22 protein-coding genes are annotated in these 25,591 nt (G+C 46.1%); 7 read left to right on the forward strand and 15 right to left on the reverse strand.

What is annotated here, in order from left to right; translation table 11 throughout:
* Window positions 1–11: 11 nt before the first annotated feature.
* Genes K5609_RS18900 through argC form a run of 4 tightly spaced genes read right to left on the reverse strand, consistent with a single transcriptional unit; the run spans window position 12 to window position 3,980 of the window.
* Window positions 12–1,217 carry an argininosuccinate synthase gene (locus K5609_RS18900; RefSeq protein ID WP_221074972.1) on the reverse strand — a complete coding sequence of 402 codons (1,206 nt, stop codon included), beginning with the start codon at window positions 1,215–1,217 and terminating at the stop codon, window positions 12–14.
* A 42-nt stretch (window positions 1,218–1,259) separates the two neighbouring features.
* Window positions 1,260–2,174, reverse strand: coding sequence for an ornithine carbamoyltransferase (locus tag K5609_RS18905; RefSeq protein ID WP_221074973.1), 915 nt, complete (start codon window positions 2,172–2,174; stop codon window positions 1,260–1,262).
* Between the two features lie 9 nt (window positions 2,175–2,183).
* On the reverse strand, window positions 2,184–2,960 hold the full coding sequence (gene argB, locus K5609_RS18910) for an acetylglutamate kinase (RefSeq protein ID WP_221074974.1): 777 nt from the start codon (window positions 2,958–2,960) through the stop codon (window positions 2,184–2,186).
* Window positions 2,961–2,969: 9 nt separating this feature from the next.
* Window positions 2,970–3,980 (reverse strand): N-acetyl-gamma-glutamyl-phosphate reductase, encoded by a 1,011-nt coding sequence (argC, locus tag K5609_RS18915; RefSeq protein WP_220720151.1) that lies wholly within the window; start codon window positions 3,978–3,980, stop codon window positions 2,970–2,972.
* 414 nt (window positions 3,981–4,394) lie between these two features.
* Here argC and ppc point away from each other — a divergent pair, with 414 nt between their 5' ends.
* The 3 genes from ppc to K5609_RS18930 all read left to right on the forward strand — a co-directional run bounded on the left by ppc (window position 4,395) and on the right by K5609_RS18930 (window position 9,476).
* Window positions 4,395–7,034, forward strand: a complete 2,640-nt coding sequence (gene ppc, locus K5609_RS18920; RefSeq protein ID WP_246611898.1) for a phosphoenolpyruvate carboxylase — start codon at window positions 4,395–4,397, stop codon at window positions 7,032–7,034.
* Between the two features lie 132 nt (window positions 7,035–7,166).
* Window positions 7,167–8,420, forward strand: coding sequence for a hypothetical protein (locus tag K5609_RS18925; protein WP_221074975.1), 1,254 nt, complete (start codon window positions 7,167–7,169; stop codon window positions 8,418–8,420).
* Between the two features lie 606 nt (window positions 8,421–9,026).
* Entirely contained in the window at window positions 9,027–9,476 is a 450-nt protein-coding gene (locus tag K5609_RS18930) for a hypothetical protein (protein ID WP_221074976.1), read from the forward strand.
* 212 nt (window positions 9,477–9,688) lie between these two features.
* Here the strand turns inward: K5609_RS18930 and metF are convergent, their stop codons facing one another.
* The 4 genes from metF to K5609_RS18950 form a co-directional block, all read right to left on the reverse strand.
* Window positions 9,689–10,591 (reverse strand): methylenetetrahydrofolate reductase, encoded by a 903-nt coding sequence (metF, locus tag K5609_RS18935; protein WP_221074977.1) that lies wholly within the window; start codon window positions 10,589–10,591, stop codon window positions 9,689–9,691.
* 186 nt (window positions 10,592–10,777) lie between these two features.
* Window positions 10,778–11,257 carry a transcription elongation factor GreB gene (greB, locus tag K5609_RS18940; protein ID WP_221074978.1) on the reverse strand — a complete coding sequence of 160 codons (480 nt, stop codon included), beginning with the start codon at window positions 11,255–11,257 and terminating at the stop codon, window positions 10,778–10,780.
* A gap of 66 nt (window positions 11,258–11,323) precedes the next feature.
* Entirely contained in the window at window positions 11,324–12,349 is a 1,026-nt protein-coding gene (locus tag K5609_RS18945; RefSeq protein WP_221074979.1) for a substrate-binding domain-containing protein, read from the reverse strand.
* 272 nt (window positions 12,350–12,621) lie between these two features.
* The gene (locus tag K5609_RS18950) at window positions 12,622–14,949 is read right to left on the reverse strand and encodes a glycoside hydrolase family 9 protein (protein ID WP_221074980.1); all 2,328 of its coding nucleotides are present in this window, start codon (window positions 14,947–14,949) and stop codon (window positions 12,622–12,624) included.
* A gap of 275 nt (window positions 14,950–15,224) precedes the next feature.
* On the opposite strand from K5609_RS18950, the gene K5609_RS18955 reads away from it, so the two are divergent.
* Window positions 15,225–17,516: a Tex family protein gene (locus K5609_RS18955; protein ID WP_221074981.1), complete on the forward strand. Its 2,292-nt coding sequence runs from the start codon at window positions 15,225–15,227 to the stop codon at window positions 17,514–17,516.
* A 20-nt stretch (window positions 17,517–17,536) separates the two neighbouring features.
* On the opposite strand, the gene K5609_RS18960 is transcribed toward K5609_RS18955, so the two are convergent.
* From K5609_RS18960 to bioH, 3 genes are all read right to left on the reverse strand, one after another.
* Window positions 17,537–18,457, reverse strand: coding sequence for a putative metalloprotease CJM1_0395 family protein (locus K5609_RS18960; protein ID WP_221074982.1), 921 nt, complete (start codon window positions 18,455–18,457; stop codon window positions 17,537–17,539).
* A gap of 1 nt (window position 18,458) precedes the next feature.
* Window positions 18,459–18,692 (reverse strand): hypothetical protein, encoded by a 234-nt coding sequence (locus tag K5609_RS18965; protein ID WP_221074983.1) that lies wholly within the window; start codon window positions 18,690–18,692, stop codon window positions 18,459–18,461.
* Between the two features lie 68 nt (window positions 18,693–18,760).
* The gene (gene bioH, locus K5609_RS18970) at window positions 18,761–19,534 is read right to left on the reverse strand and encodes a pimeloyl-ACP methyl ester esterase BioH (protein ID WP_221074984.1); all 774 of its coding nucleotides are present in this window, start codon (window positions 19,532–19,534) and stop codon (window positions 18,761–18,763) included.
* A 32-nt stretch (window positions 19,535–19,566) separates the two neighbouring features.
* Between bioH and K5609_RS18975 the strand changes: the two genes are divergently transcribed.
* Both K5609_RS18975 and nfuA read left to right on the forward strand, forming a co-directional pair.
* Window positions 19,567–20,283 (forward strand): ComF family protein, encoded by a 717-nt coding sequence (locus K5609_RS18975; protein ID WP_221074985.1) that lies wholly within the window; start codon window positions 19,567–19,569, stop codon window positions 20,281–20,283.
* A 69-nt stretch (window positions 20,284–20,352) separates the two neighbouring features.
* Window positions 20,353–20,931 carry a Fe-S biogenesis protein NfuA gene (gene nfuA, locus K5609_RS18980; protein ID WP_221074986.1) on the forward strand — a complete coding sequence of 193 codons (579 nt, stop codon included), beginning with the start codon at window positions 20,353–20,355 and terminating at the stop codon, window positions 20,929–20,931.
* A gap of 48 nt (window positions 20,932–20,979) precedes the next feature.
* Here nfuA and K5609_RS18985 read toward each other — a convergent pair whose 3' ends face one another.
* The 4 genes from K5609_RS18985 to K5609_RS19000 all read right to left on the reverse strand — a co-directional run bounded on the left by K5609_RS18985 (window position 20,980) and on the right by K5609_RS19000 (window position 23,805).
* On the reverse strand, window positions 20,980–21,888 hold the full coding sequence (locus K5609_RS18985) for a hypothetical protein (RefSeq protein ID WP_221074987.1): 909 nt from the start codon (window positions 21,886–21,888) through the stop codon (window positions 20,980–20,982).
* Complete coding sequence (gene gpsA / locus K5609_RS18990; RefSeq protein WP_221074988.1) at window positions 21,824–22,831, reverse strand: NAD(P)H-dependent glycerol-3-phosphate dehydrogenase; 1,008 nt, start codon at window positions 22,829–22,831, stop codon at window positions 21,824–21,826. Before gpsA ends, K5609_RS18985 begins: the two co-directional genes overlap by 65 nt.
* Entirely contained in the window at window positions 22,831–23,307 is a 477-nt protein-coding gene (secB, locus tag K5609_RS18995; RefSeq protein ID WP_221074989.1) for a protein-export chaperone SecB, read from the reverse strand. Before secB ends, gpsA begins: the two co-directional genes overlap by 1 nt.
* Before the next feature lie 69 nt (window positions 23,308–23,376).
* A complete protein-coding gene (locus tag K5609_RS19000) occupies window positions 23,377–23,805 on the reverse strand; it encodes a rhodanese-like domain-containing protein (RefSeq protein ID WP_221074990.1) in 429 nt (142 codons plus the stop codon).
* Between the two features lie 252 nt (window positions 23,806–24,057).
* Between K5609_RS19000 and gpmM the strand changes: the two genes are divergently transcribed.
* Window positions 24,058–25,590, forward strand: coding sequence for a 2,3-bisphosphoglycerate-independent phosphoglycerate mutase (gpmM, locus tag K5609_RS19005; RefSeq protein ID WP_221074991.1), 1,533 nt, complete (start codon window positions 24,058–24,060; stop codon window positions 25,588–25,590).
* The last annotated feature ends 1 nt before the right edge of the window (window position 25,591 follow it).

Consider the following 25,591-nt stretch of genomic DNA (forward strand, 5'->3'; position numbering starts at 1 on the left):
TTCTACCAATCTTATTTGCTATTTAAAGCACGGATCCGGCTGGCTAGAGAGTATAAACGAATAAAGCCTTCAGCGTGCTTTTGATCGTAAACTTGGTCTTCACCAAAAGTAGCGAACTCTTCTGAGTACAAGCTGTTTGGCGAACGTTTTTGTACGGCAACGGCTTGGCCTTTGTAAAGTTTAATCACTACATCACCATTGGCATCGGCTGCCATAGCTTCTGAGGCAGCGATAAGCGATTTACATAAAGGTGTAAACCAACGACCGTCGTATACCAAGTGCGCCATTTCTTGACCCACTTTCTCGCGCCATACACGTGAAGTTTTATCTAGTACTAATTCTTCAATCGCACGCAGTGCAGCAACAATTACTGTGCCGCCCGGAGTTTCATAACAACCACGCGACTTCATACCAACGGTACGGTTCTCGGTGATATCAATACGGCCTACGCCGTGAGCAGCTGCAATGTCGTTTAGCTTCATTACTACTTGGTAAGGGCTAAGTGCTTCATCGTTTACTGCAACAACACGACCTTGCTCAACTTTTAAGCTTACGTATTCTGGCTCGTTTGGCGCGTCTACAGGATCAACAGTTAGTGTCCAAACACCTTTGCTTGGCTCGTTCCATGGGTCTTCTAGCTCGCCACCTTCGTGCGAAATATGCCATGCGTTAGCGTCACGGCTGTAGATTTTAGTTGCTGAAGCAGTCGTCGCAATGTTGCGCTCTGCTAAGTAATCTAGCAAATCTTCACGGCTTTCCATGTCCCACTCACGCCAAGGCGCAATCACTGTTAGCTCTGGCGCTAACGCAGCAAAACAGCTTTCGAAACGAATTTGGTCGTTACCTTTACCGGTACAACCGTGACATACCGCATCGGCGCCTACTTTACGCGCTACTTCTACCTGCGCTTTAGCAATAATAGGACGCGCCATAGAGGTACCTAGCAAGTAAGTTCCTTCGTATACCGCACCAGAAGCAATGGTTGGGTAGATGTAATCAGCAACAAACTCTTCTTTAAGGTCAACGATGTAACATTCAGATGCACCAGAGGCTAAAGCTTTCTCTTCTAGACCCACTAGCTCTTCTTCGCCTTGGCCAACATCGGCACAAAAGGCAACAATTTCACAGTTGTTGTAGGTTTCTTTTAACCACGGAATGATGGCCGAAGTATCTAGGCCGCCTGAGTATGCTAATACTACTTTTTTGATATCTGACATTTAAAAATTCCTTGTTTAACTCAGCCTAGAGCTGAACATTCACTAACTTAATAAACTTACTAGTACGGCGTTTTGTGCATGCATACGATTCTCGGCTTGATCAAAAATCAAAGACTGAGGACCGTCCATCACTTCCGAAGTAATTTCCAACTCGCGGTGAGCAGGTTGGCAGTGCAGCACGTGGTTAATACCACATTGTTGCATCAAATTCTGGTTAATTTGATAAGCCATAAACTTATCTTTTACTGATTGCAGTGGCGTATCGTCGCCCATTGATACCCAAGTATCACCATATACTACGTCGTAGCCTTTAATGTCTTCAACGGTATTAGTCACTACAATTTTGCCGCCATGCGCTTTGGCTAATTGATTAGCTTTTTGCACAACTTGCGCATCTGGGCTTGCACCTAGTGGGCAAACTGCAGCCACTTCCATGCCTAAGATAGCGCCACCTAACAATAATGAATGCGTCACATTGTTGCCGTCGCCTAAGTAAGCCAGCTTAACTTTACTTAAATCTGAGTAGTGCTCAGCGATAGTTTGGAAATCGGCCAAGCCTTGGCATGGGTGGTACAAATCACACAGTGAGTTGATAATTGGTACCGACGAATGCTCACGCAAAGTTTGTAGGGTTTTATGAGAAAACACTCGCGCTACAATCGCATCAGCCCAACGGGTAATGTTAGAGGCAAAGTCTTTAACACTTTCGCGCTCGCCCATCGCACCATTTTGCTGGTCTAAATACACCGCATGGCCGCCTAAACGGTTAATGCCAATATCAAAAGTTACTCGTGTACGTAATGATGGTTTTTCAAACAAAGTTACAACACTTTTACCTGCAAGGGTTTGCCCATAATCTGCGGGTGTTTTTTTAATTTTAGCGGCCAGCTCAAGCAGCCCTAAAATTTGTTCTTGAGTTAGGTCCTGCAAGCTTAACAGGTGTTTAAAATCACTCATCATCTTTCCTTAAACGGTAACTTGAGTCCCTACCGACTCACCTTTATATGTTTGTCCAGCTAACAAGCTGGCGAGTTTCGCAGGATCTTTCCATGACGCTAGCGAAACCGGTGTTTGCAAAAATTCGGCAGCCTCTAAAGCTGCTTTAACTTTTACCGTCATGCCATCGGTAATCACACCATCGGCAATCAATTTATCAGCCAGTGCGCTATTTAGCTCAGCCACCAGCTGTTTATCTTGGTCGAGTACGCCAGCCACATCGGATAATAACACCAATTGGCCCTGCAGCAATTTACACACCGCTAACGCAGCTTGGTCGGCATTCACATTGTAAAGTTCGCCGTCTTCGCCAATACCAATTGAGCTCATTACCGGCACGTGGCCCAGCTCAATAAGGCTATTTAGTAAAGCGGGGTTGCCTAAAGATGCCTCGCCTACATGGCCTAAACGTGCATCCATTTGGCTTACTTTACAAGAGCCTGCATCACTTAAACACAAGCCCACAGCCGACAAACCTGCTTTTAGCGCTTGCGCTAACAACAACTTATTGCTGGTACCCGCTAAGGCACCTACCACATAAGAAATCTGCTCTTTAGGTGTTATGCGCAAGCCGTCTAACTTTTCTGATACAAAGCCGGTTTTAGCTAATACATCTTCTACAACTACGCCACCGCCATGCACTAATACAATAGGTTGCTTAACTTGTCGCAAGGCAGCAAATAAATTGTCTAAGGCCAGGCTGTTATTTAAAACGGCGCCGCCTAACTTAATCACTAATGGTTTCATTGCCTGCTCCTAAACCAGCGACTCGGTAAGGGCAAAGCCATTACGAATATTCAAACACTGGATAGCTTGGCTAGCAGCACCTTTTAATAGGTTATCTTCAGCCGACACCACAATTAAGTCTTCACCTTGTTGTTGCCAAGCCACATCAATAAACGGTGTGTTTTCTACTTTGGCAATAGAAGGCCACTCACCTTCCAATATGCGCACAATGTTTTGGCCTGCATACGCTTGCTGATAAGCCGCATTTACTTGCTCTTCAGTGGTGCCTGCTTTTAGCACCACATTAATGGTGGCTAAAATACCGCGTTTAAAGTTACCCAAATGTGGAGTGAAGATCACTGGGTGACCTAAGTGGGCAGCAATTTCTGGTTGGTGGCGGTGATTAAACACTCCATAAGGCGCTAAGCTTACTTCGCAGAATGAGCTAGTTAACGAGGCTTTGCGCCCTGCACCACTAACGCCACTAGTAGCATTAATTACCGCTTTGTTGCTTGGCTCAATCAACCCAGCTTCTACTAATGGCTTAAGCGCGGTTAATGATGCAGTTGGATAACAACCCGCTACAGCAACTAAATCCGTTTGCTTAATTTTCTCGGCATTCCATTCAGCTAAACCGTATACTGCTTTTTCTAATAACTCGGGGAATTGGTGAGTAAAACCGTAGAATTTTTCGTAAAACTCTGCGCTTTGAACACGGAAGGCGCCAGACAAATCGAAGACCTGACAACCTGCATTTAAAAATGCTTCGGCTAAATCATGGCTTACTTCGTGTGCAGTGGCTAACAAAACTATATCAATATCAGCAAAGTTTTTGGCGATATCAGCCACAATTAACGGTTGTACAGGAGCGTCAACCACACCGCGTAATTTGCCGTGCAGAGTAGATAGCGCCTTGCCTGCGTCTACACTTCGCTCTGAAACATACAACCCAGCAAGTTCTAAATTTGAATGGCGACTTACATAGCCTGCCAACTCCGCTCCGGTGTATCCACTTGCACCAACAATCGCTGCCTTTAACATCGTTTCTTGTTCCCTTGAAATCTTATGGCATAGTGTTATTTATTGAGCTGCATTTTACTGACCAAATGAACAAAATGTCACCCTTGTCAGCTCAAAAAAAACTAGCTGTCTTTAATATAAACGGAGAATACCACAGGCAATTCTTTATGCAATAAAAATGAATTTTTATTTATTGTTAAATTTACGCGCATAGGTTAAAAAGTAAGCCAAACAAAGTTGCCCTTATTAAAATATGAGTAACAATCTATAAATAGCCGCTTGATCCTAAGCAAAGGAAACAGCGTTATTTGTAATTTAATTACAGGTATTTTGACTATATGCTCGGTCTTAGGTATGTTTTTGCCCTAGGACTAGGGTGATTTAGTAAAAAAATTTCAATAATCGCTAGCAAACGCAAACAGTGAAGGAAAGACAATGAGCCAGAATATGCCTCAGGAGATTAACGCCTCGTTACGAGGAAATGTGGGTCTACTCGGACAACTACTTGGTAACACGATCAAGAGCCACATGGGAGAAGCGTTTCTAGAGAAAGTAGAAACCATACGTCAGCTAGCTAAAGCCTCACGTAACAATGATGATGAGGCGCGCGAGCAGTTATTGGAACTATTGCGTAACCTAAGTGATGATGAGCTATTGCCGGTAACCCGCGCCTTTAGCCAATTCCTAAATTTGGCCAATATCGCCGAGCAATTCCACACCATTTCACGTAACTGCGAAGGCAGTACCTGCGCACAAGATCCTATCGACCAAGTTTTCAACAAGCTAAGGCAAGAAAACTTAAGTGAAGCAGAGATCCACCATGCTGTAGCACAACTCAATATTGAGTTGGTTCTTACTGCCCACCCAACAGAGGTGACTCGCCGTACCCTTATCAATAAACACGTTAGCATTAATAACTGTTTAGATTGGCTAGAGTTAGACTTGCCAGACCAAGAGCGCAGCCAATTACTTGGCCGCCTAGAGCAGCTAGTTAACCAAGCTTGGCACACCGATGAAATTCGCCAGCAGCGGCCTACTCCGGTAGATGAAGCTAAATGGGGTTTTGCGGTAATTGAAAACTCGCTATGGCAAGCCGTGCCAGACTTTGTTCGCCAGCTAGACAAAAAGCTAGGCCAGCATTTTGATATGCGTATGGCATTAGATGCTGCGCCAGTGGTATTTTCTTCATGGATGGGCGGTGACCGCGACGGCAACCCATTTGTAACCTCTAAGGTAACCGAAGAAGTATTACTATCAAGCCGCTGGGTGGCGGCAGATCTTTACCTCAAAGAAATCCAAACCTTAGTTAGCGAACTTTCGATGAGCGATGCTAACGAAGCGCTACTTGAGCAAACGGGTGACCAAAACGAACCTTACCGTGCCTTATTAAAAGTATTGCGCAGCGAGCTACAAGAAACTCACGACTACCTCACTGCTAAGTTAAAAGGCCAGTACACCGAGGCACGCGACCTAATCACCAATACCGAGCAGTTACGTGAGCCATTAGAGCTTTGTTACTACTCACTACAAGACTGCGGCATGGGCATCATTGCCGACGGCACCTTATTAGATCTACTGCGCCGTATCGCTTGTTTTGGCATCAACCTATTGCGCTTGGATATTCGCCAAGACAGTGGCCGTCACGAAGAAGTATTCTCAGAAATCACTCGTTACTTAGGCATGGGCGATTACGCGCACTGGAACGAGACCGATAAACAGCACTTCTTATTGCAAGAGTTAAACTCTAAGCGTCCGCTATTCCCACGCGATTGGGAGCCAAGCGAGTCTGTGCAAGAGGTACTAGATACCTGTGCCATTATCGCCAAGCAAGAGCGCGAAGCCTTAGGCATTTACATCATCTCTATGGCCAGCGAGCCATCAGATGTATTAGCCGTGCAACTATTGCTTCAAGAAGCTGGTTGTCCGTTCCGCTTGCCGGTTGCACCATTATTCGAAACCCTAGATGATTTGAATAATGCCCCAGCTACCATGAGCAAGCTGTTATCGATTGATTGGTACCGTGGCTACATATCTGGCCAACAACACGTAATGATTGGTTACTCAGATTCAGCTAAAGACGCGGGTGTATTAGCGGCGTCGTGGGCGCAGTACCGCGCTCAAGAAGCGCTGGTATCTATCTGTGAAGGTCATCAAATCAGCTTAACCTTGTTCCATGGCCGTGGCGGAACTATTGGTCGTGGTGGCGCGCCAGCGCACGCAGCCTTGCTATCACAACCTCCAGGTTCACTAAAAGGTGGCTTGCGTGTAACCGAACAGGGCGAAATGATCCGCTTTAAGTTCGGTCTACCTAAAGTTGCCATGGACAGCCTAAACCTTTACGCCAGCGCAGTATTAGAAGCGAACTTGGTTCCGCCAATGGAGCCAAAAGACGAATGGCGTGAAGTGATGGATCAAATTGCCAAAACTTCTTGTGATGCCTACCGTGGCATTGTTTGGGGCGAAGAAGAGTTTGTTCCGTACTTCCGCTCGGCAACCCCAGAGCGCGAGTTAGCGAAACTGCCATTGGGCAGTCGCCCAGCTAAACGTCGTTCAGATGGTGGCGTAGAAAGCTTACGTGCTATTCCATGGATTTTCTCATGGAGCCAAAACCGCCTATTACTACCGGCTTGGTTAGGCAGCGGCGCGGCATTCGAAGGCTTAATTAAAGAAGGTAAAAGCGAGCTACTAACTGAAATGCGTGCTTGGCCATTCTTTGATAACCGCTTAGCGATGTTAGAAATGGTATTTATGAAAGCCGATACTTGGTTATCAAAAATCTACGACGAACGCTTAGTAGAGCCAGAGCTGCAAGAGCTAGGTGAAAAGCTTCGAGTTAAGTTAGAAGGCGCTAAAGCAGCGATTGTTTCGCTAGCACCAGACAACCAATTACTGGCTAACCAAGCTTGGGTGGTTGAGTCACTTAATCTGCGTAACCCTTACATCGATCCTTTGCATGTATTACAGGTTGAGCTGCTAAATCGTTCTCGTGCTAACGAAGAACTTTGCCCAGTAGTTGATCAAGCCTTAATGGTAAGCATTGCAGGTATTGCAGCAGGTATGCGTAACACCGGTTAAATACATACATATTTAACCGTAGCAACCCCGCTTTATGCGGGGTTGTTTGTTCTTAGGCTAAGCTAAAAGTTCACTACAGGCAGGTTGTGCTGCCGTAGCAGCGTTCGCTCATTGATCCTTAGGATGTCTTCAATGCAACAATACAAGGGATGGTTGTTTCTCGCCTCACTACTGCTTTACTTGCTTTATGCCTTTGGGGTTATAGGTATAGGCTTAGCCACGGCAGTAACCTGGGCTGCGGCCATTGTGTATTTGCCGCAACTTAGTAAAGCCATTCGCATTCAAGCAGGCAGCTTATTGGCCATTGGCATTTTATTGCTGTTAGTGGCGGCCAAGCAGAACGCTTTCCTTAGCGCCATCGATATTTTGTCGATTAACCTGCCCTTGCTGGCCATGTTTAGCGCGGTATCTTTTCTTGCCTTAGCTAACCCAGAAAACCAACAAGATCCTTTGCCCATTGGCAAACGCAGCATTGCCTCTACCGCCCTAGGCATGAACCTGCTGGGTGCGGTCATCAATCTATCAATTGTATTCATTGTCGGCGACCGCTTGGCCAAACAGCAGGCTTTAACTAACGCCCAACAAAAAGTATTAATGCGCTGTTTTTGTGCCGCAGCCTGGTGGTCTCCATTTTTTATTGCCACTGCGGTTTCCATTACTTACGCCCCCGGTATGCAATGGTTAGATGTATTAGTTCCAGGCGCATTAATGGCGCTTATCGCTTTGGCGTTTACCATCGCAGAAGTATCGCTACGCGAAAAAGACAGTTTTGCTGGTTACCCCTTGCGTCGAGAAAGCTTAACCATTCCCTTTGTGCTCGCCACCAGCGTGATTGCATTGCATTTCGCCTTCCCCGATTTCAGCATTATTTTGATGATTACTTGCCTAGCACCTGTTGCAGCCTTAAGTTTTGCCAAAGGGAACTCAAAAGTGCTCATTGCCAGAAACTTTGTTAGCCATCGCTTATCTAATGTTGGCAGCCAGTACGTGCTGTTTTTAGCTGCTGGGGTATTCTCGGCAGGTATTAAAGCCTTGTTGCTGGCCTATCCAGAAACCTTAAGCCTGCACAACGTAAGCTTTAACCATCAAACCTTTGCAGTAGTGTTGGCAATGATGATCGTGGCCTGCATGTTTGGCATTCATCCAGTTATTAGCATTTCTTTAGCCAGCCCTTTGTTATTGCCGCTTAATCCCGAACCTAGTCAGCTAGGTTTTCTATTCTTAAGTTCTTGGGCAATATCCACCGGCAGCAGCCCCCTATCTGGCGTAGGCCTAACCATGATAGGCCGCTACCAATTCTCCACCAGCCAAATACTTAAAAACAACTGGTACTACGCCCTAATCATGTGGCTGATATGCTCTGGGGTAAATGCGCTGTTGATGTAACTGGGGTCGTGGCCATGTAGTTAGTGGGTGTGCGTTTAGCATAAGCTGAGCATTCGGCTTCAAGTTCACGATGTGGCATCTAGAGTCAAACTCATTGTTGCCCCTTTATGTGTTAGCTATAGAGCAAAAGCTTTCGCCTGCGGCGACGTCATTAAGCTTTAACAACCAAAGCTTAGCGAAGCAAAAAGAAAACTCGCCCCGCATCTTCTTAGACCCTCCGTTGCGCATTCACAAGGGAGTTGAAGTAACTCGCTACGCTCAAACAGACTTCAACTCTGCTCCCTTGTTCATTTGCGCTACTCGGCGAAGATAATGGGATTGAAAAGCACAATCTTGGCTATCAAGTTTGTGAAACGCTCTTGCCCCGAAGTTAGCTAGAAAATGCCATTGCATGTTAAAGCTTTTACCTACTTATCTTTATTTAATTTAATTAGCTTATCAAGTGTATAAACACTGCCATTTAAACGTGTAAATGAATGAATGCCTGCCTCTATAAAACCTTGCACTCTACAATGTTGGATTTATCATTACTGTAGTTGTTGTTGGTGGTGGCTAATGTATAAGTATAAAGTCAAAACTAACTTGTTTATTTTTTAGAGTGAAATCATGAGAATTATTTCAATGCTGTTTGTTGCCTTGCTTGGCGGCTGTGGGATGCCACCAGAAACCGCAGAAGAATTTAGAAATTCTAAATATCCGCCGCTGACATTTAAAGTTGATTTAAGCGTTACTGAAGTTTTTCAATTACTAATTGATGAATATGCACAATGCTACCAGGTTAACCATTCGACGTTACTCCCTATTGGCGATGCTTTTATTAGCTCTGATGAGTCTAAAACAGTTGAAGTCAGTCAGTTATCTGACCACCATTATCAAATTGCAGTAAGGAGAGAGGTTAACCTAAATAGTTGGTACGAAAGGATGATTGAGTTGCAAGGGAACAATGAGGTGCAAACGGAAATTACCGTTTACCAACTACCAGTTTACAACTCGAAAAATAAGACAACAATAGAACTATTCCTGTCAGGAGATAAAGTCTCAATTTGTGAGAATTAAATACAATTAAGTAAACATCATCACCAGCAAAAATATCGATGATGATGTTTATCTGAAGCACGGTTTTTGGCTCAAAAGTTAGTCATCATTCTTCGTTTGACCCATTTATGTCCAATAGTTTGTTTGAAGATAATCTACTTTTATTGACCGCCCTCCCAGATACAAAAAAGCCTAGCATTGCTAGGCTTTTTATCTCTCAGCTGCATTCGTCACTAAGCAGGTACGGCTTCAGCTGGGCGAACACCTAAGGTGTGGCATATAGCGTAAGACAACTCCGAGCGGTTAAGCGTGTAGAAGTGAAAGTCTTTCACTCCTTCGCGCGATAATACTTTGACCATTTCAATAGCAACACTGGCGCCTACTAGGTTTCGAGTAGTTTGGTCATGCTCTAAGCCAGCAAACTGATTGTGTAGCCATTTTGGCACTTTTACATTGGCAAAAGAGGCGAACTTTTTCAGGGTATTGTAATTAGATACTGGCAAAATACCGGGTACGATTTCCCCTTCAATACCGATTGCTGCACAGCGGTCACGAAAGCGCAGGTAGCTCTCTACATCAAAAAAGAACTGGGTAATGGCGCGGTTGGCACCGGCATCCATTTTGCGTTTTAGTGCCAATAAATCGGCTTGGGCGCTTTTTGCTTCTGGGTGAACTTCTGGGTAGGCCGCGACCGAGATATCAAAATCGGCTTCTTCTTTTAGCAAGGCCACTAAGTCGCTAGCGTACATTTGCGGCTTGGCAGAGCCCTCGGGCAAATCACCGCGTAGGGCCACGATGTCTTTAATACCGCTGTTCCAGTAGTCGCGAGCAATTTGGCGCAACTCATCGGGCGTTGAGTCGATGCAGGTTAAATGCGGTGCTGCCGCTAAGCCTGTGCGGTCCTTAATTGCTTTGATCACCTTGTGAGTGCGGTCTCGAGTACCGGAGTTAGCGCCATAGGTTACCGATACAAACTTAGGCTTTAAGGTTTGCAAACGCTCGATAGACGACCACAAAGTTTGCTCCATGGTCTCGGTGGTTGGCGGGAAGAACTCAAAGGACACGTTAATATCGCGGTTAAGCTCACTTAAGCTTTGATTGAGTGATTCGATTTGTTGCGCGTTGTGAAATCCCATTGACCTTCTCCGTTAAAGACTTTTAGACGTCTATACCGCTAGATACTAAAGAGAAGATAAAGTAAGTCAACGTTATTCATCTTAAACATAGCTTTAGATGAATTATTTTCAACATGGGGGTTTTAGCCGCTAACTACTGGTTAAATATGCATTAAGACAAATAGTTAGCTAACAGAATTAGCTCCGCTACTCGAAAGGGGTGTATTGAATAAGATTAATCCACCACTCTTTGGTGCCAGAGGGCGTTTTTACAAACACATCGTCATCCACTTGCTTGCCTATTAAGGCGCGCGCCATGGGAGAGTCGATAGTGATATAGCCTAGTTTGGGGTCAATCTCGTCGGTGCCAACAATGCGATAGCGAACAATATCGCCTTCATCATTTTCTAGCTCAACCCAGGCGCCAAAAAACACTTTGCCGTTTTGCTGAGGGTGGTGGTCAACAATCTCTAGGGCGTCTAATCGTTTGGTAAGAAAGCGCAGCCGAGAATCGATGCGGCGAAGCTCGCGTTTGCCTTCTTTGTATTCGGCGTTTTCTGAGCGATCCCCCAGAGCGGCCGCTTCAGATACGGCTTGGGTCACCTCGGGGCGTTTCACCCTCCACAAGTACTTTAATTCTTCATCGAGTTTATGCCAGCCAGGGCGGGTAATTAGATTGGTTTTCATCGCTACGTCATTTAGTCTGCCTAAGCCAATTATAAACGACTTAGGCAGTAAACTCGCTAGCTTTAACTAGAGCACGTGGGCTTGAGTGGTTTCTCGTTTCACCAATTCAACTGGCGGAATACGGAAAGAGTTGCTGGCACCGCCATTTAACATATCCAAAATGGTTAAAGCAGACGCATAACCGGTATCAAATATAGGTTGGCGCACTGTGGTAAGTGGCGGAATGAAAAATGCAGAACCGGGCACATCATCAAAGCCAATTACCGAAACACGCTCTGGCACTGGTCGATTGGCTTTATATAGCGCTAACATCGCGCCATGCGCGGTTAAATCATTGGCCGCAAAAATTGCGCTAAACTGGCGCTTATTGGCCAACAAACGCTGCACCGCTTCAAAGCCACCTTGTTCACTAAAGTCACCTTGCTCTACTAGCTGCATTTTCACCGGTAAACCCGCATGTTCCATAGCTTGGCAATAACCATTGTAACGCTGCTGGGCATCGGGGTGACCTTCTGCTCCGCGAATATGAACGATCTCGCGATGGCCTAACTGAATAAGGTGATTAGTAGCCATGTAAGCGCCCACTGAGTTTTCAATCTTAATTGAGCGCAGTCGTGCGGCTTCTAGCTCACGGCCCAGTGCAACAATCGGTCGCTTTTTAGAAAACTCAACGATTTGTTCGTCTGCTAAGCCACCGGTAACAATAATGATCCCATCCACAGAGCGCGATAACAGCAGCTGCATCGACTCCATTTCTTCTTCGCTATTCCAGTGGCCGGTTACGATAATATGCGAATAGCCCTGAGCCAGCAGAACTTCCTCAATACCTCTTAAAATTGAAGAATAAAATGGGCTGTCGGGATGTTGTACTAGTACCCCAATGGTCATGGTGCGGCTACTAGCGCTGGCTCCAGTTTGCTGGCCAGGTTTATAGCCTAGCTCAACCATAGCAGCTTGAATTTGTTTACGTTTTGCATCAGACACATAGGTGGTTTGATTCATAAACCGAGATACGGTGCTAGGCGATACCCCAGCCAACGCGGCGACATCATAAACGGTTGAGCGTTGCTCCAATTTATTTTTATCTTTCACATTGATTCTCTGACAACTAACACGAGTTCGCATTTTACCTTTCCTCTGTGCTGCCAAGCTGAATTAGCAGGCCAGAGAGGTAAAACTCCCGATACCACTATATACACCAACTCGGCCAAGAACTTGTTTTCAATGATATTGAGCGTTAGAACGCCGTTATAGATCACATTATCAGTGACTAACTGCCCCCAAGCATCAGTAATTACTTAATTTTTTGAAGCAATAAAGGCCGACATAATGTCGGCCTATGCTAATTGTTTATTACAATTTTCTTACTTAAGGCGGTGCTCATCCAATACTGTGGTAACCCAAACTAGGGGGGCATTCCAGTTGATGGTGATCTCATTTAAAGTCCAAGCACCAATTTCATCAGCAAAACAGGTTTGGCCAATACAATTGCCTTTAAGGCCGGCTGCAACTGGGTCACTAAAGCTGATGGAGTTAGGCCCACCCGATAACGCACCTGGTGCAGGTTTAGGTGAGTTGGCATCGGCTTGATGCGCCCAAAAACGGTGGTGCGGATTTTTAAGCGGGTTGCTGCCGTAGCCAGTAATGTAAGACTGATCAAGCGGGTTTCGCCCTAAGATGTAGTCCAAGGCATGCGCCAAAGTCTGCATGTATTTGCTGTCGCCACTGTAGTCTGTGGCGTAGCTTAAGAAAATACCGCGATTCACCAAGTTAGAGTTAGAACCCCAAGGGTACTGCTCTACGCTATACGGGATGTGGTAACCCTCTTTAGCCATGTGTGCAGAGTAAGCATCGGCCGTAGCAATAATCTTAGCGCGAGCTTTATCACGTGTGGCTTGGTCTAGCTTGCTAGGGACAAGAGCTAGGCTCAAGGTGCCTGCTGAACTTAGATCTTGCCAGAACAAATCACCTTTGGCCGTTTCGTCGCCCACTGGCGCCGCTAAGAATACAGGAGATGCTTTAGCTGCTTCTAAGTACCTAGGTTCACCTGTAGTAATAAATAGCTCTGCCGCTGCCCAATAAAACTCATCAGCTAAATCAGTATCCCCGTAAGGACCAGAGCCGGTGAAGTTATCGTAAGCGTATACTTCTGGGTGTTTATTGGCAGCTTGCCAAGCACGGTTTGCCGCAGTTAAACACTGAGCGGAAAAATCAGCATCGATGTCTTTCCAAATACGCGCACACTGCGCTGCAGTAGCGGCTAGGTTTAAGGTAGCTGCAGTACTCGATTGGCCAACATGACGCTTTTGAGTATCTTTGTGCGGCGGTAATGGCATACCGGTCCACTTTTCATCGGCTACCTTATGGAACGCCATACCAGAGGCATCAATTTCGGTGAGCTTAAGCGAGCGAACGTTTTCTTGTTGGTTACCCACAGGCACCGATACTTTGCTGCCTTCTGGGATTTGCATCGCCAACATGAACTCCATGTTCCAGCGCGCTTCATCCAATAGATCGTTAACACCATTGCCGGCTTCTGGCATCGGTTGCTTGCCATCAGCAAACGGTTCGTCAGCGCCATCAATAAATTGCGAGCGCTCGTAAAGGTTCATTAAGGTCCAGGTACTAATGCCGCCGTTTACCACATATTTACCGTGGTCACCTGCGTCATACCAACCGCCGGTGAGGTCCATGTCAAAATCACAACCTGGCCACTTGTTGCCTTTGTCGTCGGTTTTATCAAAACAACTCACTACATCTGGTGCATGCCCAGCTGGACGCGCCAAGTTTGGTCGCTGTACAAACTCTTGCTTAATCTCTACACCGCTACGGTTTTGGTAGAAGTAAGCTAAGGCATCGTGTTTTAACTCGCGGTAGATATCATCAGCAATTTTGAAAGGATGGCTAGTTTGACCATCTACATCTAACACCAAGTTATCATGCTTTGTCGTTAAGGCAGAAAAGTCTGCTTGATGCACTGTTTCGCCAGAGGCAGCATTCATCCCAAATACTTTGGTTTTACCGGTAAGTAAGTGATTGCCTTCGGCATCTTTTACGCGCCAAACCCGCGGTTGTTGCTCTTCACTGCTAATTACCGCAATTTTTTCGGCTTTAGGATAAAAGCCAATTTGGTTTAAGCGAATGTTAGGAATTTTGTTTACGATAACAAAAGACTTACCTTTCACCGATATATCGCTAAAACACAACACCGCTTCTTTTTGTGCGCCCAACTGAAACTGAAACTCGGTTTTAGCATCACTCTTCTGGTCTTGAGTGAACTTGAAGCTAAAGGATTTTGGCTCAGTGCCAATCTCTAATACTTGATTAAAGTATTGCGTATAAGGCGCGCCATTATGTTGAATAAGGGCGGTAAAGGCGGTGTCTTTGTCAGCGCGGGCCACAAAATCAATAGCGTAATCTTGGCCTTTTTCCAAACCAAATCCACGTTGGCCTAAAATAACATCCCATGGATTTGAACCAGCACGCTTAATGTCCATACAGGCTTCGCCGTCTTTGGTCACCAGCTCGGCGCCGCTCGACCACCAACCGGTGGTACCATTACTAAAATCGGTATTGCTAAGCATTTCATTACTGGCCGCAAGTGCCGGTGCACTCATTAAACTAGCCAATACAATGCTTTGGCTAACACGGCTTAAACTTACATTGAAAAGAGTCTTGTCGCTCGCGCTCATTTCGCTCTCCTTGAACTGAGGCATTAAAATCATGTTCACTCTAATTCAGTAACTGAATAATGTTTATGGCTTTAGCTCACATAACTATGACCAACAGCCTGCAACAAAACGTATCTATGAAGTGCTTATGAAAAATTTGTCACGCTGTGAAACAGTTTTCACGCTATTAAGATTCTACATATTAGTTTTTCTGCTTGATGCCTATTTATAAGCGAATAAGATAGAGGACACTTTTTCTGCTGCAACAAGCAGCGCATCTAAAATTACATAAGCCCATGCAAAATTTAGAACAACAAATTGCTACAGATATCAACGCACAAGCTCAACAAGTGAGTGCCGCCATTAAACTTCTAGATGAAGGGTCAACGGTGCCTTTTATTGCTCGCTACCGTAAAGAAGCCACCGGCGGATTAGATGACGGGCAATTGCGCTTGTTAGAGCAGCGCTTAATTTATTTGCGTGACATGCAGCAACGCCGCAGCGCCATTCTTAAATCCATTGCCGAACAAGACAAGCTAAGCCCACAACTTGAACAAGCAATTAATGCCGCAAGCAGCAAAACTGAGCTTGAGGATCTTTACCTTCCTTACAAACCTAAGCGACGAACCAAAGGGCAAATTGCCATTGAAGCAGGCATCGAGCCTTTAGCCGAGCTCTTGCTCAGCCAGCCAGATTCAATACCTGAAAACTTGGCCGAAGATTTCATCAATAGTGATGCAGGCTTTGCCGATAACAAAGCGGTGCTAGATGGCGCCAAATTCATCCTAATGGAACGCTTTGCCGTGCAAGCACCGCTGTTAGCGAAGCTTCGTTTGTTCTTGCAACAAAACGCGACGGTGAAGGCCGAAGTCATTGACGGCCAGCAACAAGCTGGCCAAAAGTTTCAAGACTACTTTGACTACCACGAAGCCATAGGAAAAATACCTTCTCACCGCGCTTTAGCCATATTGCGTGGACGTAATGAAGGCATTCTCAACCTAAGTGTGGAAGTTGAACAAGAAGAGGGCTTAAACCACCCTGCCGAACAAATGATCCGTGACTACTTCGAGCTCGCACCTAAAGGCCTTGCTAGCGATCGTTGGATAGCCACGGTGGTGCAATGGACTTGGCGAGTTAAGCTTAAGCTGCAGCTGGAAACCGAGTTACTTAACCAGCTACGTGAGCGCGGTGAAGACGAAGCTATTAGTGTGTTCTCGCGCAATTTAAATGACTTATTAATGGCTGCGCCTGCCGGCCCCAAAGCCACCTTAGGTTTAGATCCGGGCTTGCGCACTGGGGTTAAAGTAGCGGTAGTAGACGCCACCGGTAAGCTGGTTGCTTACGACACCATCTACCCACATGCTCCGCGCAATCAATGGCAAGATTCTTTAAAAACGCTGGCGAGCTTAGTGACTAAACACCAAGTTAAGCTAATTAGTGTGGGTAACGGCACTGCTTCGCGTGAAACCGATAAATTGGCCGCTGATCTTATCGGCATGTTGCCACCGCAAGGCTTGCAAAAGGTGATGGTGAGTGAAGCTGGCGCATCGGTGTATTCTGCCTCAGAGCTTGCAGCGCAAGAATTTCCCGAGCTAGATGTTTCGATTCGTGGCGCGGTGTCAATTGCTCGTCGTCTACAAGATCCGCTAGCCGAGCTTGTGAAAATTGAACCCAAAGCGATTGGTGTTGGCCAATACCAACACGATGTTAGCCAAAGCAAACTATCACAACAATTAGACAGCGTAGTTGAAGACTGTGTAAATGCCGTGGGCGTGGATGTAAACATGGCCTCGGCACCGCTGCTAAGTTTTGTGGCGGGTTTAAACACCACCATCGCGCACAACATAGTGGCCTACCGCGACGAGCACGGTGCGTTTAAATCACGTGCCGCCATCAAAAAAGTGGCGCGCTTAGGTCCCAAAGCCTTTGAGCAGGCAGCCGGATTTTTGCGAATAAACCAAGCGAAAAACGCCTTAGATAGTTCGGCGGTTCACCCCGAAGCCTACCCCGTAGTAAAAGCTATCGCTGAACATAGCCAGTGTGAAGTTAGCCAGCTAATTGCCAATGGTGAGCGCTTAAACAAACTCGATCCTAAGCAATTTACTAGTGATAAGTTTGGTCTCCCCACAGTGACCGACATTATTGATGAACTGAAAAAACCCGGCCGCGACCCTCGCCCAGAGTTTGCAACCGCCACCTTTAAAGAGGGTGTGAATACCATTAGTGACTTAAAACCAGCTATGTTGTTAGAAGGCGTGGTTACCAATGTCACCAACTTTGGTGCGTTTGTTGATGTTGGCGTTCATCAAGACGGTTTAGTGCATATTTCCTGCTTAGCCAACCACTTTGTAAAAGATCCGCACCAAGTGGTTAAAGCCGGCGACATTGTTAAGGTAAAAGTGCTGGAAGTAGAAGTTCAGCGCAAACGTATTGCCCTTAGCATGCGCTTAGATGAAGAGGTTCGCCCTAGCCAGCCATCAAGCAAAGCTAAGCCGCAAAGAACAAATGCGCCAGCCAATAAGAAAGCTCAAACTAGCGCACCTATTAATAGTGCCTTTGCAGATGCTTTTGCCAAAGCGAAGAAATAACGAGGTAGAAAAAAATAGACTTAAGCTTGTAAGCTTAATTGAGATTGCGGCTTAAAGGCCGCAACACTGCTATAGCGCTGTTCAATGGTTTGATTACGCTGTGCCATTTGCTGAGCAATATCTGGGTAGCGTTGTTGCAAGGCTTGAGCATTTTGCTGCTCTCGCGCTTGTTGAGAAGGCTCAAACACAGCTGCTTCGGCAGCTGTGGTACCAAAGGCTGAAGGTTGTTCGTCGGATGCCAACAAACCTGGTGGTTGAGCATGATTAAGTTCGCGTTGTGCCTCAGCCGCTTTTTGTTGAGCCTGAGCGGCCACTTGTCGATCTTGTGAAGAAGGCTCGGCAGGCGCTAAGGCCGCCCGTTGTACCTGCTCCATTTTTGCAATGGTAGCCTGTGGGTCATCGGGGATTTCACTCACATCGATAGACACTTCACCGCCTACCGCATATTGCTTGCCATCGGGGCCACGTTCAAACTCAAAAGAGGCGGCACTGGCGTATTGTCCACCTACCGCTTGGTGTTGCGCTTCGTGGGTGCGCACCTCTTGGTCGCGCGCACTTAGCTCATCAACTTTCTTCTGCTCGCTTTCGCTAAGCTCGTTTTGGCCTTTTTGTCTGGCACTGGGTTGATCAGAGCCGGACTGGTCTTGACTGCCTTTTTGCTCGTCTTGTTTACCCTGCTGCTCGCCTTGGTGCTCGCGCCCTTGTTGCGCTTCTCGTTCGTTTATTTTAGCTTGCTGCTGTTCTTGAACTTGAGGGTATTGAGCCGTACTTTGCGGCTTGCTGCGATCTTTCTCAGCGCCTACCTCGGGCTCTTTAGCAAAACTAGCGACTTCTTTGGGTTGAGCTATCACCTGACGCAACTGATTGTCGCGACGGGCTGAATCCGTAGGCGGAGTTAAGGTATTGGGGAAAACATTAGGCAAGCTAACATTGATATTCATACTAGGCCTCTACATCCAGTAAAGTGCCTAACATTTTAGATTCGGTTTGTATCACCTTAGCGCCAGCTTTAGCATAAAGCTCAGCTTGGCTAAGGCTCACAATGGCATCAACCACTTCGTTTTGTTGCGGTTCACGCTTTGCTGCTACTTCGGCAAGTGTTTGAGCACTTTCGCTAACTTGCTGATTTGCATTGGCAATAATTTGAAAACCGCTACTTGCTGCGCCAATTTGCATATTGCCCTCCGCCTAGTTAGTTGCTGCCTCAATCATAGATAGCCTTAATTCTAGCAAATTGCTCACTTTTACACCACTATGCTGCGCGCAAAGCCGAGTACTTTTTCAGCAAATAACTGCTTCTCTGAAATGAAAGGCGCATGCGAAGAACTGGCAAATAAGTATTGAGTTGCCGCGGGATGAAGCTCGGCATGTTGCTGCATGGCAGCCTTTGGCACCAGCGCATCGCTGCGTCCATAAAGCTGCAACCAAGGCATCGAGATCTGCGCCAACTCATCACGTAAATCTTGGCTTTGTAATAGAGCTAAGCCCTGCTCTAAGGCACTAAGTTGTGGCAAAGGCCTAGTTGCCAGTAGCTCTCGCAGCAGCTTGATATCTTGCTTAGCTTGATCGCTTCCCATGGCTTGGATGGCCAAAAACTGCTGTAAGGTCTTTTTAAAATCTTGCTGTAAACCGCTGGCAAAACCATCGAGCACTTTTGCTTGAATTCCCGGCCACTCCGATTTAGCAATAAAATGGGCCGAGCTGGCCACGGTAATAAGACCAGCAACCTGCTGCGGCTGATGAATGGCCGCATACTTAGCCACCAAGCCACCTAAAGACCAGCCTAACCAAATAGCCCGCTCGGGTACTTGAGCAGTTATCGCCTGCACCATGCCATCCAAGCTAAGCGGCTCAATAGCAGGAGAGTGGCCAAAACCGGGCAAATCCACCAGATAAACGCTGAAATGTTCGGCTAATAGCTCGGTAACAGGCTGCCATACAGCGCCGTTTAAGCCCCAACCATGAATAAGAATGAGCGCAGGGCCAGAGCCATGACGTTCAAAATGCAATTTGCTCATCTACACTTAACTACTCATCAAAAAGGATGCTCATGTTAACTAGATTTCACGCAGCTTTAAACTCCCGCTTAGTGTTGTCTAAACACTGTGATTTTTGCTTTCAAAGCAAAAGGCTCAATCAAGCTTGTTGCGACAGCTGCAGCGCCCTACTGTTAACGCCTAGCCAACATCGTTGTGAGACGTGTTATTTGCCCTTGGCTGAGCCAGGAATATGCGGCGAGTGCCAAGGCAAGGTTCCTAATTACGACCAAGTAGTGTGTTTAAGTGACTACCAATGGCCAATAGAGCCGGTGATTAAAGCCTACAAATATGCCAAACAGCAGCATTTGGCTAAGCCACTAGGTCAGTTATTTTGGCAGCATATTCAACAAACTCAGGCACCACTGCCTGAAGTCTTTTGCCCTGTGCCCTTGCATTGGTTTAAGCAATGGCGACGCGGTTTTAACCAAAGTGAAGTCTTATGTAAGCAATTGGCAAAACAGGCTGCTAAGCCAGTGCTAAAGCCGTTTACACGTAAACATTATGGTTCAAGCCAGGCCGGGCTAACCCGCCGACAACGGCAAAAAGCCTTGGCTGCCAGCTTCAGTTGCCAAGACCAAGTTAGCTATAAACACTGGGTGATAGTTGATGATGTTGTAACAACCGGCAGCACCGCTAACGTGCTAGCTAGGCAACTTAAAGCTGCCGGTGCTGAGCGAGTCGACATCTGGGCTATTGCACGTACCCCAAAACCTTCACAACGAAGATAAGCACTAGCAGCGCTGTTTAAAAAGCCGTACAATAAACCTTAGTATTTTAGTCAGGTATCGAGGAAGCAGATGGTATCGATCTCAGAAACAGCTCAACAACATTTTGTTAAGTTGCTAGAACAACAGCCTGAAGGCACCCATATTCGTGTATTTGTGGTTAATCCTGGTACACCAAGCGCAGAGTGTGGCGTATCTTACTGCCCACCGGAATCAGTGGAAGAAGATGATACCGCGCTACAATTCGACGGCTTTAAAGCCATGGTTGATACCGCTAGCGCGCCGTTTTTGGAAGAAGCTGAAATCGACTTTGTGACCGACAAAGTAGGTTCACAACTTACCCTTAAAGCACCTAACGCCAAGATGCGTAAAGTGGATGAAGATGCTCCACTGATTGAGCGTGTTGAATACACCATTGAAACTCAGGTTAACCCTAACTTGGCTTCACACGGTGGTAAAGTTAGCGTAATGGAGCTAACCGAAGAAGGCGTGGTAGTGCTGCAGTTTGGCGGCGGTTGTAATGGTTGTAGCATGGTAGATGTTACGCTAAAAGAAGGCATTGAAAAGCAGTTGCTTGAAGCCTTCCCTGGTGAGTTAACCGGCGTTAAAGATGTGACTGAACACCAAGCAGGTGAGCACTCTTACTACTAGAGCTCCGTAACTGCTAATAGCAAAAAAGGTAGCTTAGGCTACCTTTTTTTATGGCGTTACTAGCTGCCAATCGGCGACTTTGCTTTGTAAAAAGCCCGATTGTTGATAAGCCTGAGTGATGACTCCTCGACGTTTTAGTTCTGTTAAGCCCATCTCTAGAGCCAAAAATACCCGACGATTATCAACTGCCGATCGGCTAATCACAAAGCGCCTCGAATCTTGCAAACCCAGCTTGATACCCGGCAAAGGCTTTAGGGTTACGCCAAAAGTTTGCAAGCTCATATCTTCACTGGCTTGAAACGGCGCTAGTAGGGCATCGGCCCTGCCAACATCAACCATCTTTACTTGGCTCTGCCATTTAGTGGTATGCATGCGTTGATTAAAGCCCAGTACTTCTAAGGTGCTCCAATCTACCGACCATTGCTTGTTAGACACTACTTTAAGCGCTTTTATTTGGTCTAGAGTAAGTGAAGATTGCTGCAATAGTGGGCTGCTATCTTTAAGGTATAAACCTACCTCAAATTCGCCTTGCTCAACCACCGGCTGAGTTTGCAGTAAGCTTGGATGAGCACTTATATCGCTAGTAAACATTGTTGTTGCGCTGGCGACTACGTCTCCATGGCTTAATAAACGCATGGTTCGCTGGTAGCTATCTACTTCACTAAAGTAAATAGGTTCTTTCCAACCGCCAAGGCGCAGCGCTTGGACAAACAAGGCTACCTCTACCACATCTCTTCGGCTATGAGCACCAGAAAAATCTTGGATAGCAGCCGGATCGCGGCCAGCGAGAAACAGCAAATAGTCTTGATAAACATTGGAGGGAACAACAACTTTGATGGCAGCAGCATAGGAAATACTGCTAGCCAAAAGCAAGGCTAAAGCGAGTAAGGCTTTACTCGTCTTTTTGCGACCTCGCCAAAAGATCCATAGCGGCAGTTTGCACGGATTTGTTTTCATAAAGTACTTGGTATATTTGCTCTACAATTGGCATTTCAACACCAACTCTTTCAGCTAACAAGTAAACTTCTTTAGTATTGCGAAATCCCTCAACAACTTGACCAATTTCTTGCTCAGCTTGTTGCTTGTTTTTACCTTTACCCAAGGCTAAACCAAATCGGCGGTTACGGCTTTGGTTATCGGTACAAGTGAGTACCAAATCACCAAGACCAGCCATCCCCATAAAGGTTTCGGCATCAGCGCCTAGCGCTTTACCCAAACGTGTCATTTCACGTAGTCCACGGGTGATTAGAGCGGTTCGTGCATTTGCGCCAAACCCTAACCCATCGGCCAAACCTGCGCCAATGGCAATAACGTTTTTAACTGCACCACCTAGTTGCACACCAATAATATCGTTATTGGTATAGACCCTAAAGCTGCGTTCACAGTGCATCACTTTAGCTAGGTAGCTAACAAAGTCGGCATCAGAAGAAGAGGCAGAAATTGCGGTAGGTAAACCGGCAGCCAGCTCTTTAGCAAACGTAGGACCAGAGATCACCGCTAGAGACACTTGTTCGCCCAAAGCTTCAACGGCCACTTCAGACAATAAATGTCCGGTATTCGCTTCTAAACCTTTGGTTGCCCAAGCTACTCGCGATTGTTCGCTTAACATTGGCTTTATCTGACGCATTACATCAGCAAATGCAAAACTAGGCACTACCACCAGCAAGTTGTCACTTTGCGCAACCGCGGTGGCTAAATCATCTTCTAGCTCCAAGCTCTCGGGGAAACTTACCCCAGGCAGGAAATCTTGGTTTTCACGGGCTGCATCAAGTGCAGCCACGTGCTCAGGCTCATGACCCCATAACACAGTACGTTGTCCATTTCGGGCAATCGCAATTGCCAACGCGGTACCGTATGAGCCTGCGCCCAATACGGTCATAGTAGCCTTTGAGTTAACCATTAAGCGTCAGCTTTAGCCGCTTGCTGTTGTTCTGCTTGCTGTTGTACGTAGTTAGCAAACAAAGCATCAAAGTTAACTGGCGCTAAGTTAATTTGTGGGAAAGAACCACGGTTAACTAGATTAGATACAGCTTCACGCGCATATGGGAAAAGAATGTTAGGGCAGTATGCGTTAATTGCATGAGCAAGTTGTGGCTCAGGCATGTTGCCTAGAGTGAAGATACCACCTTGGTGAACTTCACATAAGAATGCAGTTTGCTCGCCAACTTTAGCGGTAACAGTAAGTGTTAATACCACTTCGAATACGCTGTCAGCTAGTTTGTTGCTAGTAGTGTCTAGGTCAACCTTAACTTCTGGTTTCCACTCTTGCTGAAAGATTTGTGGTGAGTTAGGCGTTTCAAAAGAAATATCTTTTGTGTAAATACGTTGAATTGCAAATTCTACTTGTGGTGCTTCAGTGGTTGCTGCTTCAGCCATGATAATTACCTTTAATACATTTATTTAAAATTGCTTAATCGCTAGAGAGCTAGCCATTAAAACTCGATCTTACTTCTTAGTGATCGGTAGGTTTGCTGATTTCCAATCGGTCATGCCGCCGCGTAGGTTATACACTTTCTCAAAACCGTCTTTAACCAGAGCGTTAGCCGCTGAGCCTGAACGCATCCCTGTTTCACATACAACGATAATGGGGCTGCCCTTTAAATTTTCAATAGGCTTAAAGTTATTAGCTTGTATTTGGGTTAAAGGAATGTGACGTGCGCCCGCAATATACCCTTTTTTGTACTCGTCGTTAGTACGTACATCCACCACTACTGCATCTTCTTTATTGATGAGCAAAGTAGCTTCGTGATTGCCTACCGAGCTAACCTTAGACAGCATTGGTTGAATAAAAGTGTAGATAACGGCACCGAACAAACCTACCCAAGCGAATGAAATGATAGGGTTATTTCCGACAAATTCGACAACTTGCTGCATAGTATGACAATTCCAGTTAAGCAAATATTTAGTGATATTGGGGCGAGAGTATACACCTGAGCGCGAAGAATAGCAGCTCTCTAGCGCGCCAAACCTTGCAAATTGACCTAAGATTCATACACCAGAACAAATCTGAGCAAAAACAACTAATCTCGGTTGATTTGCGCTCAATCAGGTGACTCAGACAAAAAATGTAGTAATATTTCACTAATTCGTTTTTCACTTTAACATTTACCGATTGAGGAAATTGCAATGTCTGCAAGCAAAAAGCCTTTAGCACTAGTTATTATGGACGGCTGGGGCTACCGCCAAGACAGCGCCAATAACGCTGTAGCAAACGCCAACACACCAGTATTAGACAACCTTTGGGATACTGCTGCCAGCACCCTTATCTCAGGCTCAGGCCTAGATGTAGGTTTACCAGACGGACAAATGGGCAACTCAGAAGTTGGCCATACTAACATCGGTGCTGGTCGCGTTGTATACCAAGAACTTACCCGTGTTGGTAAGTCAATTACAGACGGTGACTTCTTCACTAACGAAGTATTAGTAGCTGCGGTAGATAAAGCTGTAGCAGCCGGTAAAGCCGTTCACATCATGGGGCTACTTTCTCCAGGCGGTGTTCACAGCCACGAAGACCACATGCTAGCGGCGATTGACTTAGCGGCTAAGCAAGGCGCAAAAGAAATTTACTTACACGCTTTCTTAGATGGTCGTGATACGCCACCACGCAGCGCGCAAGGTTCAATCGACAAGTTCGACGCAAAATTTGCTGAAATTGGTTCTGGTCGTATTGCTTCTTTAGTAGGTCGTTACTACGCAATGGACCGTGATAACCGTTGGGAACGTGTAGAAGAAGCTTACCAATTGCTTACCGAAGGCAAAGCAGAATACAGCTACGCTAACGCTACCGAAGCACTAGCCGCTGCTTACGCGCGTGACGAAAACGATGAGTTTGTTAAAGCCTCTGTTGTGGGTGAAAGCGCAGCCAGCATTAACGATGGCGATGCGGTATTGTTCATGAACTTCCGTGCTGACCGAGCGCGTGAAATTTCACGTTGTTTTGTAGAGCAAGACTTCACTGGTTTTGAACGTGCAAAAGTACCTGCTTGTGCATTTGTAACCCTAACTCAATATGCAGCAGACATTAAAGCCCCTTGTGCTTATGGCCCTACAGACTTAGTGAATACACTAGGTGAGTGGTTAGAGAAGAATAACAAAACGCAGCTACGTATTTCAGAAACTGAAAAATACGCACACGTAACTTTCTTCTTCAATGGCGGTAAAGAAGACGCTTTTGTTGGTGAAGATCGCGAACTTATCCCTTCGCCAAAAGTTGCCACTTACGACCTGCAACCAGAAATGAACTCGGAAATACTAACCGATAAGTTTGTTGCAGCGATTGAAAGCGGCAAGTACGACGTAATCATTTGTAACTACCCTAACGGTGACATGGTTGGCCACACTGGCGTATACGATGCAGCAGTTAAAGCTTGTGAAGCTGTAGACAAGAGCATTGGTCGCTTGGTTGAAGCCTTAGATAAAGTTGGCGGCGAGTGTTTAATTACTGCCGACCACGGTAACGCAGAGCAAATGGTTGACCCTGCAACCGGTGGTATCCACACTGCTCACACCAACCTACCTGTACCATTCATTTATTACGGACGTGAAGCAACACCTGTTGAAGACGGTCGTTTAAGTGATATTGCACCAACAATGCTAAGTTTGATGGGCATGGAAACTCCAGCAGAAATGACTGGCAAGGTATTGATGAATTTGAAATAAT

This window comes from Agarivorans aestuarii (genome assembly GCF_019670125.1).
GTDB classification, from domain to species: Bacteria; Pseudomonadota; Gammaproteobacteria; order Enterobacterales; family Celerinatantimonadaceae; genus Agarivorans; species Agarivorans aestuarii.